Source organism: Mesorhizobium sp. B1-1-5 (assembly GCF_006443065.1).
Taxonomy (GTDB): Bacteria; Pseudomonadota; Alphaproteobacteria; order Rhizobiales; family Rhizobiaceae; genus Mesorhizobium.
Genome location: NZ_VFWS01000141.1, coordinates 1 through 13,194, shown reverse-complemented (window position 1 = coordinate 13,194; position 13,194 = coordinate 1). Strand labels below are relative to the sequence as shown.

Annotated in this window: 11 protein-coding genes; 9 read left to right on the top strand and 2 right to left on the bottom strand. The window is 64.8% G+C overall.

Features of this window, described 5'->3' with window-relative positions; translation table 11 throughout:
• Window positions 1–131 precede the first annotated feature (131 nt).
• Window positions 132–617, bottom strand: a complete 486-nt coding sequence (locus FJ980_RS26615) for a hypothetical protein (RefSeq protein WP_140546656.1) — start codon at window positions 615–617, stop codon at window positions 132–134.
• Window positions 618–806: 189 nt separating this feature from the next.
• Here FJ980_RS26615 and FJ980_RS26610 point away from each other — a divergent pair, with 189 nt between their 5' ends.
• Window positions 807–1,172, top strand: coding sequence for a RidA family protein (locus tag FJ980_RS26610; protein ID WP_140546655.1), 366 nt, complete (start codon window positions 807–809; stop codon window positions 1,170–1,172).
• A gap of 118 nt (window positions 1,173–1,290) precedes the next feature.
• Window positions 1,291–2,529, top strand: coding sequence for an amidohydrolase/deacetylase family metallohydrolase (locus FJ980_RS26605; RefSeq protein ID WP_140546654.1), 1,239 nt, complete (start codon window positions 1,291–1,293; stop codon window positions 2,527–2,529).
• Window positions 2,530–2,735: 206 nt separating this feature from the next.
• On the opposite strand, the gene FJ980_RS26600 is transcribed toward FJ980_RS26605, so the two are convergent.
• Window positions 2,736–4,526, bottom strand: coding sequence for an NAD(P)/FAD-dependent oxidoreductase (locus tag FJ980_RS26600; RefSeq protein WP_140546653.1), 1,791 nt, complete (start codon window positions 4,524–4,526; stop codon window positions 2,736–2,738).
• Between the two features lie 387 nt (window positions 4,527–4,913).
• Here FJ980_RS26600 and FJ980_RS26595 point away from each other — a divergent pair, with 387 nt between their 5' ends.
• From FJ980_RS26595 to FJ980_RS26565, 7 genes are read left to right on the top strand one after another with little or no spacing between them, the layout of a single operon-like run.
• Entirely contained in the window at window positions 4,914–5,003 is a 90-nt protein-coding gene (locus FJ980_RS26595) for a K(+)-transporting ATPase subunit F (protein ID WP_036257910.1), read from the top strand.
• A 21-nt stretch (window positions 5,004–5,024) separates the two neighbouring features.
• Window positions 5,025–6,728 carry a potassium-transporting ATPase subunit KdpA gene (gene kdpA / locus FJ980_RS26590; protein ID WP_140546652.1) on the top strand — a complete coding sequence of 568 codons (1,704 nt, stop codon included), beginning with the start codon at window positions 5,025–5,027 and terminating at the stop codon, window positions 6,726–6,728.
• Window positions 6,729–6,735: 7 nt separating this feature from the next.
• The gene (locus tag FJ980_RS26585; protein ID WP_140546651.1) at window positions 6,736–6,966 is read left to right on the top strand and encodes a hypothetical protein; all 231 of its coding nucleotides are present in this window, start codon (window positions 6,736–6,738) and stop codon (window positions 6,964–6,966) included.
• Entirely contained in the window at window positions 6,963–9,059 is a 2,097-nt protein-coding gene (gene kdpB, locus FJ980_RS26580) for a potassium-transporting ATPase subunit KdpB (RefSeq protein ID WP_140546650.1), read from the top strand. Before FJ980_RS26585 ends, kdpB begins: the two co-directional genes overlap by 4 nt.
• A 12-nt stretch (window positions 9,060–9,071) precedes the next feature.
• Window positions 9,072–9,635: a potassium-transporting ATPase subunit KdpC gene (gene kdpC, locus FJ980_RS26575; protein WP_140546649.1), complete on the top strand. Its 564-nt coding sequence runs from the start codon at window positions 9,072–9,074 to the stop codon at window positions 9,633–9,635.
• A 55-nt stretch (window positions 9,636–9,690) separates the two neighbouring features.
• Entirely contained in the window at window positions 9,691–12,414 is a 2,724-nt protein-coding gene (locus FJ980_RS26570; protein WP_140546648.1) for a sensor histidine kinase KdpD, read from the top strand.
• Complete coding sequence (locus FJ980_RS26565; RefSeq protein ID WP_140546647.1) at window positions 12,411–13,103, top strand: response regulator transcription factor; 693 nt, start codon at window positions 12,411–12,413, stop codon at window positions 13,101–13,103. Before FJ980_RS26570 ends, FJ980_RS26565 begins: the two co-directional genes overlap by 4 nt.
• Window positions 13,104–13,194 lie beyond the last annotated feature (91 nt).

Here is a 13,194-nt window from a genome sequence, read left to right as displayed (position 1 = left end):
CAGGGTCTTCGCGACGGAGCTTCGCTCCTGCTCCGCCCTGGAATGACGATCGCGATGGGCGTTTCGGCCAATCTCCACGCATGCCACCAACGCAAACAGAGCCGAACGGTCAAAATCCCTGTGCAGTGCCACTAGCTTCCCAGCGGATGCGGCATGTAGCCGACAAAGCCGGCAATCTTCCAGCGTCCGCCGACCTTGCGGCAGAAGTAGAGCGTCTGCCATTTGAGCCGGTCGACGCCGCCGTCGGCCTTGGCGACCGAGCCGTCAAACTTCTTGTGCAGCACCGCGCGGTCGCCGTCGATGTCGATGTCGCGCATGTTGGTGACGCGAAACAGCGCTTCGCGCAGCGGCTCGGCGAATTTCGTCGCCGCGGTTTCCTTGGCCTGCCGCAGCCATTCGTCGCGATAGACATCCAGCCTGGGGAACTGCAGCCGCCAGGCATCTGCGTTGGCAAGGAAATGCGCATGCATGCCGAAGAAGCTTTCCGCGATGAAATCGTCCTCGACCATCGACCAGTCCTGACCGAGGAAGGCATCGATGTCGCGCCGCACCAGCATTTCCCACAGCGCGTGGCGGTCGGCATCGCCTTCCGGAAACGGATTCTTGTCGAAGGTCATGCCGGATCTCCCTCATATGCGCGGCCGATTTCAAGCCGCGTCGAGCGCAAGATGCTCAGGCTTCTGTAATAAAGCAACATGGATTTCGAAAGAATGTTGCTTTCCGACATTGGCTCTAGGAGGATCGTGCCGACAGGCGTAGACGGCTATGTAACCCCGTTCCCGTCAGTCGATAGAAGGAGGCTCCCCTTGTCCAAGCAGTGCTTTGGGAAATCCCACGTTCCGCTCTCGCCCGCCGTCCGCGCCGGCGATTTCGTCTATATCTCCGGTCAGGTGCCGGTGGGCAGCGACGGGCTCGTGTTCAAGGGCGGCATCGCCGAGCAGGCCGAGCAGGTGCTGCAGAACGTCAAGGCGGCCCTGGCGCTCGCCGGCTGCACCATGGACGATGTGGTGAAGACCACCGTCTGGCTCGAGGATGCGCGCGATTTCGGCACATTCAACACCGTTTATGCAAAACATTTCCCGAAGGATCCGCCAGCACGCACCACGGTCGAATCGCGCCTGATGATCGACATCAAGATCGAAGTCGAAGCCGTCGCTTATCGGCCGGTCTGATCGCCCGGTCGGATCGATTGAAGCAATTCCAGGAAAAGTGCTTAGCGGTTATGTTCGGCGACTTCGCCGTAGCCTTCCGTCCGGAATTGCGTGAAACGAACAAACAGCGAGGGCACCGATGCAGTTCGATCTCCTGATCAAGGGCGGGCGCCTCATCGATCCCGCATCGGGCCTGGACGCGCCACGCGATGTTGCCATTGCCGATGGCCGCGTCGCCGCGATCGACGCCGCCATCAATGCCGAGGCGGCGGGTGAAGTCGTCGACGCGAGGGACTGCATTGTCACGCCCGGCCTCATCGACCTGCACAGCCACGTCTACTGGGGCGGCACCTCGCTCGGCGTCGATGCCGACCGGCTCGCCGCCAAGAGCGGTACCACCACCTTCATCGACGCCGGCAGCGCCGGCGCCGGCAATTTCCTGGGCTTCCGCCGCCATGTCATCGAGCGCTCGAAGGTCCGCATCCTCGCTTACGTCAACATCTCCTTTGCCGGCATATTCGGCTTCGCCAAGACAGTGTCGGTCGGCGAATGCGGCGACCTCAGGCTTTGCGAGCCGCGTGAGACGGTTGCCGCGGTGCGCGAGCACGCCGATGTCGTCGTCGGCGTCAAGGTCCGCTCCGGCAAGCATGCCGGCGGCTCTAGCGGCATCGCGCCGGTCGACCTCGCGCTCGAAGCCGCCGACAAGGCCGGCCTGCCGCTGATGGCGCATATCGACGAGCCGCCGCCCGGCCGCTCGGAAGTGCTGCCCAGGCTGCGCCGCGGCGACATTCTCACCCATTGCTTCCGGCCGTTTCCCAACGCGCCGGTCTTCGCCTCCGGGGCGGTGCGGCCGGACATGCGGCTGGCGCGCGAGCGCGGCGTCATCTTCGACATCGGCCACGGCATGGGTTCCTTCGACTTCGAGGTGGCGAAGGCGATGCTTGCCGAGGGCCTCGCGCCCGACGTCATCTCCAGCGACGTGCATCTCTACTGCGTCGACGGTCCGGCCTTCGACATCCTGGTCTGCATGTCGAAGCTCATGGCGCTCGGCATGCCGCTGGTCGAGGTGCTGCGCGCGGCGACGCAGCGGCCGGCGGAGGCGATCGCAAGGCCGGAACTCGGTGCGCTGAAGGTCGGCGGCACCGGCGACGTCGCCGTGTTGAAGCTGCAGCCCGGCCGCTTCACTTTCGTTGACGCGGTCGGGGCGTCATTGATCGCGGATCAGCGGCTGGTCTCCAACGGCATTGTCATCGGCGGCAAATGGTGGCCGAACGAAGCGCCCGACCACAATGAGACGGAGCGCTTCGAGGCGCATGCGCACCATACGCATGTGGATGTGGCGGCGAGGCATTTTGGCCCATCATCATCGTCATTCTAGGGCGGAGCGACGCGAAGCGGAGCGCAGACCCTAGGATCCATTCCGTGACTGTCGCCGAAGAATGCAGCGGTGTAGAATGGGGTTTGAGACGATCCCGGCGAAGAATCCCGTTCTGGTCCGCTTGCACACGCCACGAATGTCACGGCATGGATCCTAGGGTCTGCGCGCGTCGCTTCGCTCCTTGCTCCGCCCTAGGATGACGACCGCTAGGTTCTCGCATTACTCGGCTCTCCATAAACCGGCGTCGCAATCCCCTCCATCCGCGCCTTGAGCTGCAGCGCAACGAACTTCGAATAGAACCTCGACAGCGCCAGATTGCCGCCGTGGAACCACAGCGCTTCCTGCGCCGTCGGTTTCCACATGTTGCGCAATTCGCCCTGCCACGGACCCGGATCGCCCTTCACGCCGGAGCCCAGGCCCCAGCACGGGCCGACCTTGTCGGCGACCTCGCGCGAGACGATGCCCGCAACCGTCTCGTTCATCGACTGGTAGCCGGTGCAGCAGACGATCGCGTCGACGGCGAGCTCGCTGTCGTCCTCAAACAGGATGCCGTCCGGCGTCAGCGACTTGATGCCGACGCCGCTCTTCACCTTGATCTCGCCGTTCAGGATCAGCTCGCAGGCGCCGACGTCGATATAGTAGCCGGAGCCTGTCCGATAGGCTTTCATCAACAGCCCTGTCTCGTCGTCGCCGAAGTCGACGGCGAAGCCGCTGTCGCTGAGGCGCTGATAGAAATCCGCGTCGCGCGCCCGGATCACATCATAGAGCGCGCGCTGGCCCTTCGGCACCAGCGCGAAGGGCGTGGAGGCGACGATCATATCGGCCTTGTCGGTGGTGATGCCGCGCGCCAGCGCCTTCTCCGAGAATATCTGGAAGCCGACATCCATCAGCGTGTCGGACTTCACCACCGTCGTCGGCGAGCGCTGCACCATGGTGACCTTGGCGCCCGCTTCCCACAGATCGACGCTGACATCGTGGCCTGAGCTTGCAGCACCTATCACCGCGACGCGCTTGCCGCGGAATTTCTCGCCGGTCGAATACTGGCTGGAATGAAGCAGCTCGCCCTTGAAGCTCTCGGCGCCCGGCAATTCGATCCGCCGCGGCGGCCCGTATGCGCCGGTGGCGAAGACGATGTGCTTCGGCTTCAGCATGACGCGCTGGTCGACCCGGTCGACTACGACGGTCCAGGCCTTCTCGGCCTCGTCATAGGCGGCGCTGATGCATTTGGTTGCGACCCAATAGTTCAGCTCCATGACGCGGGTGTACATCTCCAGCCAGTCGCCCATCTTGTCCTTGGGCGTGAAGACCGGCCAGTTTTCCGGGAACGGAATGTAGGGCAGATGATCGTACCAGACGGGATCGTGCAGCACGAGCGAGCGGTAGCGGTTGCGCCAGGAATCGCCGGCGCGCGCATTTTTCTCGATGATGAGCGTAGGCACGCCGAGCTGGCGCAGCCGGGCGCCGAGCATGATGCCAGCCTGACCGCCGCCGACCACCAGGCAATAGGGCTGCTCATGCACGCCGAGATCGCGCGCCTCGCGCGCTCGTGCTTCCGCCCAGGTCTCGCGCTCGGGATCGGCCTTGTGGCGGATGCCGAGCGGCCGCGCCGGCCCCTTCCGCTCCTCGAACCCCTTGAGCTCGCTCATCGCCGTGAACAGCGTCCGGCAGCGGCCGTCCTTGAGCCGCAGGATGCCCTCGCCGCGTGCCACCGCCGTCTCGAATGTGAACCAGGCTTCGACGGTGCCGTCGTCGACCCCGGGCTCCCCGGACATCCGCCAGTGCGATGGCTGCGCCGATGGCAGCGTGGCCTTCAACATGTCGCGGATCGCCACCTGTCCTTCCATGGTTTTGATGTTCCAGGTGAAGGTCAAGAGATCGCGCCAGTAGCAATCCTGCGCGAAGAGGTTCGTCGCCGCCTCGATATCGCCGGCCTCGAGCGCCCGGCCGAATGAGCCGAGCCAGGTTGCCGCCTGTTGCGATGGTGCGATGTCGAGCATTTTTCTTCGTTCCCTTTTTGCATGGTTACAGGCGGATTTTCGCGGCCAGACCAGCTCCGGCAACGCATAGCGCGCTCCCCGCACCCAAAGCGCGCCCAGTCAAAACCCCTATAGAATTCCTATATCTTTCCCACCCGCTCCGTCTCGAACCTTTATGGCGATCGGGTCCATATTTTCCTTCGAAAAACACTGCGAACCGCCGTCGCCGACAAGGCGACGTGGGTCCGCGTAGAGTTTTGAGCCCGCCACTGCGAGCCGGAAGCGCAAGGTGGAAAACAAGGAACGCCTGCCATGGACCTCATAGTTCTCGGGATCGGGATTTTATTCTTCGCCTTGTCCTTAGCCTACGTCAAAGCCTGCGACAGAATCTAAGCAAGGGACCGTACCATGCTTTTCGACTACATCCTCGGCGGCGCGGTGACCTTGTTCCTGCTTGCCTACCTTACCTATGCGCTCATCCGCCCAGAGCGCTTCTGACCGGCACGCGGAGAGCCCATCATGACTATAAATGGCTGGATACAGATCCTCGTCTATTGCGGGATCTTGGCCTTGCTCGTGAAGCCGCTCGGCTTCCATATGCACCGCGTCTTCAGCGGCGACCGCACCGTGCTGTCGCCGCTGCTCGTGCCGATCGAGCGCGGGCTCTATCGCCTCGCCGGAACGAGCGAAAAGGAAGAACAGCATTGGGCCGTCTACGCGACCGGCATGCTGCTCTTCAACCTCGCCGGTTTCCTCGTCCTTTATGCGCTGCAGCGGCTGCAGGGCGCCCTGCCCTTCAATCCGGCCGGGATGACCGCGGTCGATCCTGAGCTTGCCTTCAACACCGCCGCCAGCTTCATCACCAATACCAATTGGCAGAACTACGGCGGCGAAAGCACGATGTCCTACCTCGTGCAGATGGCCGGCCTCACCGTTCAGAATTTCGTCTCGGCCGCCACCGGCATTGCCATCGCCATTGCCTTGATCCGCGGCTTTGCCCGCGCTTCCGGCAAGTCGATCGGCAATTTCTGGGTCGATCTCACCCGCTGCACGCTCTACGTGCTCCTGCCGATCTGCATTGTGCTGACGCTTGCCTATGTCTGGCTGGGCGTACCGCAGACGCTCGGCGCCTATGTCGACGCCACCACGCTGGAAGGCGCCAAGCAGACGATCGCGCTCGGCCCGGTGGCCTCGCAGCTCGCCATAAAGATGCTCGGCACCAATGGCGGCGGCTTCTTCAATGCCAACTCGGCGCATCCGTTCGAGAACCCGGGCGCGATCTCCAACCTGATACAGATGCTGTCGATCTTCGCGCTCGGCGCCAGTCTCACCAACGTCTTCGGCCGCATGGTCGGCAGTGAGCGCCAGGGCTGGGCGATCCTTGCCTCGATGGGCGTGCTGTTCGTCGTTGGCGTTGCCGTCTGCTACTGGGCGGAAGCCGCCGGCAACCCGCTCGTCCATGCGCTCGGCATCGACGGCGGCAACATGGAAGGCAAGGAGACGCGCTTCGGCATCGCCTTGTCGGCTCTCTTCGCCGTGATCACCACGGCCGCCTCCTGCGGTGCCGTCAACGCCATGCATGATAGCTTCACCGCGCTCGGCGGCATGATCCCGCTGATCAACATGCAGCTCGGCGAAGTCATTGTCGGCGGTGTCGGCGCCGGCTTTTACGGCATCCTGATGTTCGTCGTCCTCGCCGTCTTCGTCGCCGGCCTGATGGTCGGCCGCACGCCCGAATATCTCGGCAAGAAGATCGAGGCCAAGGAGGTCAAGATGGCGATGCTGGCGATCCTGTGCCTGCCGCTGGCGATGCTGATCTTCACGGCCATCGCGGTGGTCCTGCCGAGCGCCGTGGCCTCGATGGCCAATGCCGGCCCGCATGGCTTTACCGAGGTGCTTTATGCCTATACCTCGGCGGCCGCGAACAACGGCTCGGCCTTCGGCGGCCTCACCGGCAACACGCCCTGGTACAACGTCACCATCGGCGTCGGCATACTGATGGGCCGCTTTCTGGTCATCATCCCGGCTTTAGCCATCGCCGGCTCGCTGGCCGCGAAGAAGACCGTGCCCGCCTCCGCCGGCACTTTCCCGACCGACGGTACGCTGTTCGTCGGCCTCCTGGTGGGCGTCATCATCATCGTCGGCGGCCTCACCTTCTTCCCGTCGCTCGCCGTCGGTCCGATCGTCGAGCATCTGGCGATGATCCATGGACAGACCTTCTGAGGTGACCATGCCCCGCTTCAACGACATACGCCACAACGACCGTCCCCCGACCGGTGACGGAGCGCCCGACGACGGAAGGGACGAGAAGCCTCGTCCTTTCCCGACACTTTCAACCTTTCTCGGCATGGCGGCCGCGCTGTTCGTGTTGTGGCTGCTGGCCACCGGCCTGCCGCACCTGCTCCCGAAGACCGAACTCCCGGCGCCGTCCAACATAACCGATACCGGAACCCAAAAATGAGCCAGTCCAAATCCGCTGTTATCGTGGATGCGCGCGTTCTGGTGCCAGCCCTCGGCGGCGCCTTCCGCAAGCTTAATCCGCGCACGCTGGCCAGGAACCCGGTGATGTTTGTCGTCGCGGTCGTCTCAGCTCTCACCACCGTGCTTTTCCTCCGTGACCTGATCGCCGGCGGCGGCGATCTCGGCTTCACGCTGCAGATCATCATCTGGCTCTGGTTCACCGTGCTGTTCGCCAATTTCGCCGAGGCCGTCGCCGAAGGCCGCGGCAAGGCGCAGGCCGACTCGCTGCGCAAGGCGCGCACCGAAACCCAGGCTAAGCTGCTCACCAACGGCGAGGACCGCTCGAAATTCAAGCTGGTTCCCGGCACCAGCCTGAAGGTCGGCGATGTCGTGCTGGTCGAGGCCGGCGACATCATCCCTTCCGACGGTGAGGTGATCGAGGGCGTGGCCTCCGTCAACGAAGCCGCGATCACCGGCGAATCCGCGCCCGTCATCCGCGAATCCGGCGGCGACCGTTCGGCCGTCACCGGCGGCACCCAGGTGCTGTCCGACTGGATCCGCGTGCGCATTTCCGCCGCTTCCGGCCAGACCTTCCTCGACCGCATGATCTCGCTGGTCGAAGGAGCCGAGCGCCAGAAGACGCCGAACGAGATCGCACTCAACATCTTGCTCGTCGGCATGACGCTGATCTTCGTGCTGGCGACCGCGACCATCCCGAGCTTCGCCTCCTATTCGGGCGGCTATATCCCGGTGACGATCCTCGTCGCGCTGTTCGTGACGCTGATCCCGACCACGATCGGCGCGCTGCTGTCGGCGATCGGCATCGCCGGCATGGACCGCCTGGTGCGCTTCAACGTTCTCGCCATGTCCGGCCGCGCCGTCGAGGCCGCCGGCGACGTCGACACGCTGCTGCTCGACAAGACCGGCACCATCACGCTCGGCAACCGCCAAGCCACCGACTTCCGCCCGGTCAAGGGCGTCACCGAGCAGGAGCTGGCCGACGCGGCTCAGCTTGCATCGCTGGCCGACGAGACCCCGGAAGGCCGCTCGATCGTCGTGCTGGCCAAGGAGAAATACGCCATCCGCGCCCGCGACATGGCGACCTTGCACGCCACCTTCGTGCCGTTCACCGCGCAGACCCGCATGAGCGGCGTCGACATCGACGGCTCGTCGGTGCGCAAGGGCGCGGTCGATGCGGTGCTCAATCACGTGAACCGGTCGACTGTCGCCACCCACGGCGCGCGCCCGAGGACCGAAACGATCCGCGACCTGCAGTCGATCGCCGACGAGATCGCCAAGGCCGGCGGGACGCCGCTGGCGGTCGAGCGCGACGGCCGCCTGCTTGGCGTCGTCCACCTCAAGGACATCGTCAAGGGCGGCATCCGCGAGCGTTTCGCCGAGTTGCGCAAGATGGGCATCCGCACGGTGATGATAACCGGCGACAATCCGCTCACCGCCGCGGCAATTGCCGCCGAAGCCGGCGTCGACGACTTCCTCGCGCAGGCGACGCCGGAGAACAAGCTGTCGCTGATCCGCGAGGAGCAGGCCAAGGGCAAGCTGGTCGCCATGTGCGGCGACGGCACCAACGACGCGCCCGCGCTCGCCCAGGCCGATGTCGGCGTCGCCATGAACACCGGCACCGTCGCCGCGCGCGAGGCCGGCAACATGGTCGACCTTGACAGCGATCCCACCAAGCTGATCGAGATCGTCGAGATCGGCAAGGCGCTGCTGATGACGCGCGGCTCGCTGACCACCTTCTCGATCGCCAACGACGTGGCCAAGTATTTCGCCATCATCCCGGCGATGTTCGCGATCTTCTACGTCGCGCCCGGCCAGTCCACCGGTCCGCTGCAGGCGCTCAACATCATGCATCTGGCGACGCCACAAAGCGCCATACTGTCGGCCATCATCTTCAACGCGCTGATCATCATCGCGCTGATCCCGTTGTCGCTGAAGGGCGTGAAGTACCGAGCCATCGGCGCCGGTTCGCTGCTCACTCGCAACCTGCTCATCTACGGCCTCGGCGGCATCGTCGTGCCGTTCGTCGGCATCAAGGCGATCGACCTGATCGTCACAGCCCTCGGCCTCGCATAAGGATTTGCCCCAATGTTCAAGCAACTCAGGCCCGCTTTGGTCATGATCGTCTTCTTCACGGTGCTGACCGGCCTCATCTATCCGATCGGCATGACCGGCATCGCCCAGGCGCTGTTTCCGAACCAGGCCAATGGCAGCCTTGTCGAAAAAGACGGCAAGGTCATCGGCTCCAGCCTGATCGGCCAGGCTTTCGCCGGCGACCGCTATTTCCACGGCCGGCCGTCGGCAGCCGGTGAAGGCTACGACGCCGCCGCCTCCGGCGGCTCGAATCTCGGTCCGAGCAATCCCAAGCTCATCGAGCGCGTCAAGGGCGACGCCGAGAAACTCAAGGCCGAAAACCCGAATGCGCCGGTGCCGATGAACCTCGTCACCACCTCGGGCAGTGGTCTCGATCCCGACATCAGCCCGGACGCCGCCTATTTCCAGGTGCCGCGCGTCGCCAGGGCCCGCGGCGTGGACGAGGCCAAGGTGAAGGCGCTCGTCGACAGCCATGTCGAGGAGCGCGAGCTCGGCGTCCTCGGCGAGCCGGTGGTCAACGTGCTGGCGCTGAACCTGGCGCTGGACGGCCTGAAGTAACCCGCCCGCGCCCGGGGATCGACACGATCCCCGGCGCAATTCATGATTGGACCTGATGCCGGACGACAGGACCAACCCCAAGAACCGACCCTCCCCCGACGCGCTGCTGGAGCATGCCGAGCGCGAGGGCCGTGGCCACCTGCGCATATTTCTCGGCGCCGCGCCCGGCGTCGGCAAGACCTACGAGATGTTGATGGCCGGCCGCGCCCGCCGCGCCGACGGCATCGACGTCGTGATCGGCATCGTCGAGACGCACGGCCGCAAGGGAACGCAAACCCTTGTCGACGGCTATGAGGCGATCCCGCGCCGCCTGGTCGACTATCGCGGCCAAACCCTCGACGAGATGGACATCGACGCCATCCTGAACCGGCGTCCTGCGCTGGTCCTGGTCGACGAGCTTGCCCATACCAACGCGCCCGGCAGCCGGCATCCCAAACGCTATCTCGATGTGCAGGAGATCCTGGCGCAAGGCATCGACGTCTACACCACGCTCAACATCCAGCATGTCGAAAGCCTGAACGACGTCGTCGCCCAGATCACGCGGGTCAGGGTGCGCGAGACCGTTCCCGATTCCATCATCGACCAGGCCGACGACATCGAGATCATCGACCTCACGCCCGACGACCTGATCAAGAGGCTGCAGGACGGCAAGGTCTATTTCCCCAACACCGCGCAGCGTGCGATCGAGAATTATTTTTCGCCGGGCAATCTGACGGCGCTGCGCGAGCTGGCCCTGCGCCGCACGGCCCAGCGCGTCGATGAGCAGCTGCTCAACCACATGCAGTCGCATGCCATTCCGGGGCCGTGGGCGGCCGGCGAGCGGGTGCTCGTCTGCGTCGACTCGCAGCCTGGCGGAGCGGCCCGCATCCGCTACGCACGCAGGCTCGCCGACCGGCTACGCGCGCCCTGGACGGCGCTGCATGTCGACACGCCACGGCTCGCCGGACTGTCCGAGGAAGACAAGGACCGCCTGGCCAGGAACCTGCGTCTTGCCGAGCAGCTCGGCGCCGAGATCGCCACCATTCCCGGCCAGAACGTCGCCCAGGACATCGTGCGTCACGCGACGGCGAACAACTTCACCCATATCGTCGTCGGCCGGCCGACCCGCTCGCGCTGGCGCGAGCTGATCGAGGGCTCGCTCACCTATGATCTGATCCGCAATGCCGGCGACATCAGCGTCCATGTCATTTCGGGCGCCGGGCGCGATGGCGACGCGCTGTCGGCGCGGGTGAAAGCCGCGCCCGAGCAGAAGCCTTTCCAGATCTGGCCCTATTTGTTCTCGACGGCCTATGTCGCCGGCGCGCTGGCCGTCAGCTCGATCCTCGACCAGTTCTTCGATGTCCGCAATCTCGCCAGCGTCCTGCTTCTTGCCGTGCTGACCTCGGCCGTGACATTCGGGCTCTGGCCGGCGCTCTATGCCTGTTTCCTCAGCGCGCTTGCCTTCAATTTCTTCTTCCTCGAGCCGCGTTACACGCTGACGATCAGGGACCCGGAGAGCATCGTTGCCTTTACCGTTTTCCTCGTCGTCGCCGTGATCGCCAGCAATCTGACGGCACGCGTGCAGCGCCAGGCCGTCGCCGCCCGCTCGCGGGCGCGCGCCACCGGCGACATCTATTCCTTTTCCAGGAAGCTCGCCGGCGCCGGCACGCTCGACGACGTCTTATGGGCCACCGCCTTCCAGATCGCTTCGATGCTGAAGGTCCGTGTCGTGCTGCTTTTGCCGGAAAACGGCACCATCACCGTCAAGGCCGGCTATCCGCCGGACGACACCTTGGCCAAAGCCGATATCGCCGCCGCGCGCTGGGCCTGGGAGCACAATCGGCCGGCCGGCCGTGGCGCCGACACCTTGCCCGGCGCAAAACGTCTCTATCTTCCTTTGCGGACGGGCCGGACAGCGATCGGCGTGGTCGGTCTCGACAATGACAAGCAGGGCCCGCTGCTGACGCCCGAGCAGCAACGTTTGCTCGACGCCTTGGCCGACCAGGCCGCCGTCGCCATCGAGCGCGTCCAGCTCGTCGCGGATGTCGACCGCGCCAGACTTGCGGCTGAAGCCGACCGGCTGCGATCGGCGCTGCTCACCTCGATCTCGCATGACCTGAAGACGCCGCTTGCCGCGATCATGGGCGCGGCCGGCACGCTGAAGGAATTCGCGCCGGCGCTGCCGGAACAGGATCGCGCGGAGCTTCTGGCGACCGTCGTCAGCGAGTCCGAGCGGCTGAACCGCTTCATCGCCAATCTGCTCGACATGACCAGGATCGAGTCGGGCGCGATGGAGCCGAACTATGCGCTCCATTATGTCGGCGATGTCGTCGGCTCAGCGTTGAACCGGGCGCAGAAGATCACCGCCGAGCACAAAATAGAGACCGACATCCCGGCCGACCTGCCGATGCTGCGGCTCGATCCTGTGCTGTTCGAGCAGGCATTGTTCAACCTGCTCGACAATGCCGCCAAATACGCCTTGCCCGGCTCGGCCATCCGCCTGCAGGCCTGGGTGGACAGCGGCGCCGTCATCCTCCAGGTGATGGATGAGGGACCGGGCATCCCGCCTGACGACCTTGAGCGGATATTCGACACCTTCTACCGCGTGCGCAAGCGCGACCAGGTGCGCGCCGGCACGGGCCTCGGACTGTCGATCAGCCGCGGCTTTATCGAGGCGATGGGCGGCACGATCGCGGCGGCCAACCGCACCGACCGTCTAGGCGCGATCTTCACCATCCGCATGCCGGTGCCGGCTGAGTTGCCGGCGCTCGGCGCACCGCTTACGGACGATGCGGCATGACAAATCAGACCGTCTCCATTTTGGTCGTCGACGACGAGCCGCCGATCCGAAAGTTGCTGCGCGTCGGCCTCGGCAGCCAGGGCTATGCGGTCTCCGAGGCGCCGAATGCCAAGGCGGCCCTCGAGCTCGTCCAGGCCGAACGGCCCGACCTTATCCTGCTCGATCTCGGCCTGCCCGGCATGACCGGCCTCGAGCTGCTCGACAAATGGCGAAGCGACGGCCTCGACATTCCGGTCGTCATCCTTTCAAGCCGCACCGACGAGCCCGGTATCGTCGCAGCGCTCGAGCTCGGCGCCGACGACTACGTGACCAAGCCCTTCGGCATGAACGAGCTCGTCGCGCGCATCCGCGTGGCGCTGCGCCACAAATTCCAGCAACAGGGCGAGAAGCCGGTGTTCCATACCGGCGACCTTTCGGTCGACCTTGTGAAGCGTATCGTCATGGTCGAGGACAAGGAAGTGAAACTGTCGCCCAAGGAATACGACATCCTGCGCATGCTCGTGCAATATGCCGGCAAGGTGCTGACGCATCAGTTCCTGATGAAGCAGATCTGGAACGACTCGACCGACGTCCAGTATCTCAGGGTCTATGTGCGCCAGCTGCGGCAGAAGATCGAGAAAACTCCGGACCAGCCGCGCTACATCATCACCGAGACCGGCGTCGGCTATCGGTTGCGCGAGGTGGAGTAGCTGAGGCAAGCTGTGGTGGTTGGCCGAAGCATCTCAGGGTCGTCATCCACGGGCGGAGCGGGAGCGAAGCGGACGCGCAGACCATAGGATC

What these genes read in the sequence shown, in the direction of transcription:
- FJ980_RS26615 (WP_140546656.1), bottom strand. Translation starts at nt 617, where the DNA reads ATGACCTTCGACAAGAATCCGTTTCCGGAAGGCGATGCCGACCGCCAC.
- FJ980_RS26605 (WP_140546654.1), top strand. Translation starts at nt 1,291, where the DNA reads ATGCAGTTCGATCTCCTGATCAAGGGCGGGCGCCTCATCGATCCCGCA.
- FJ980_RS26600 (WP_140546653.1), bottom strand. Translation starts at nt 4,526, where the DNA reads ATGCTCGACATCGCACCATCGCAACAGGCGGCAACCTGGCTCGGCTCA.
- FJ980_RS26595 (WP_036257910.1), top strand. Translation starts at nt 4,914, where the DNA reads ATGCTTTTCGACTACATCCTCGGCGGCGCGGTGACCTTGTTCCTGCTT.
- kdpA (WP_140546652.1), top strand. Translation starts at nt 5,025, where the DNA reads ATGACTATAAATGGCTGGATACAGATCCTCGTCTATTGCGGGATCTTG.
- FJ980_RS26585 (WP_140546651.1), top strand. Translation starts at nt 6,736, where the DNA reads ATGCCCCGCTTCAACGACATACGCCACAACGACCGTCCCCCGACCGGT.
- kdpB (WP_140546650.1), top strand. Translation starts at nt 6,963, where the DNA reads ATGAGCCAGTCCAAATCCGCTGTTATCGTGGATGCGCGCGTTCTGGTG.
- kdpC (WP_140546649.1), top strand. Translation starts at nt 9,072, where the DNA reads ATGTTCAAGCAACTCAGGCCCGCTTTGGTCATGATCGTCTTCTTCACG.
- FJ980_RS26570 (WP_140546648.1), top strand. Translation starts at nt 9,691, where the DNA reads ATGCCGGACGACAGGACCAACCCCAAGAACCGACCCTCCCCCGACGCG.
- FJ980_RS26565 (WP_140546647.1), top strand. Translation starts at nt 12,411, where the DNA reads ATGACAAATCAGACCGTCTCCATTTTGGTCGTCGACGACGAGCCGCCG.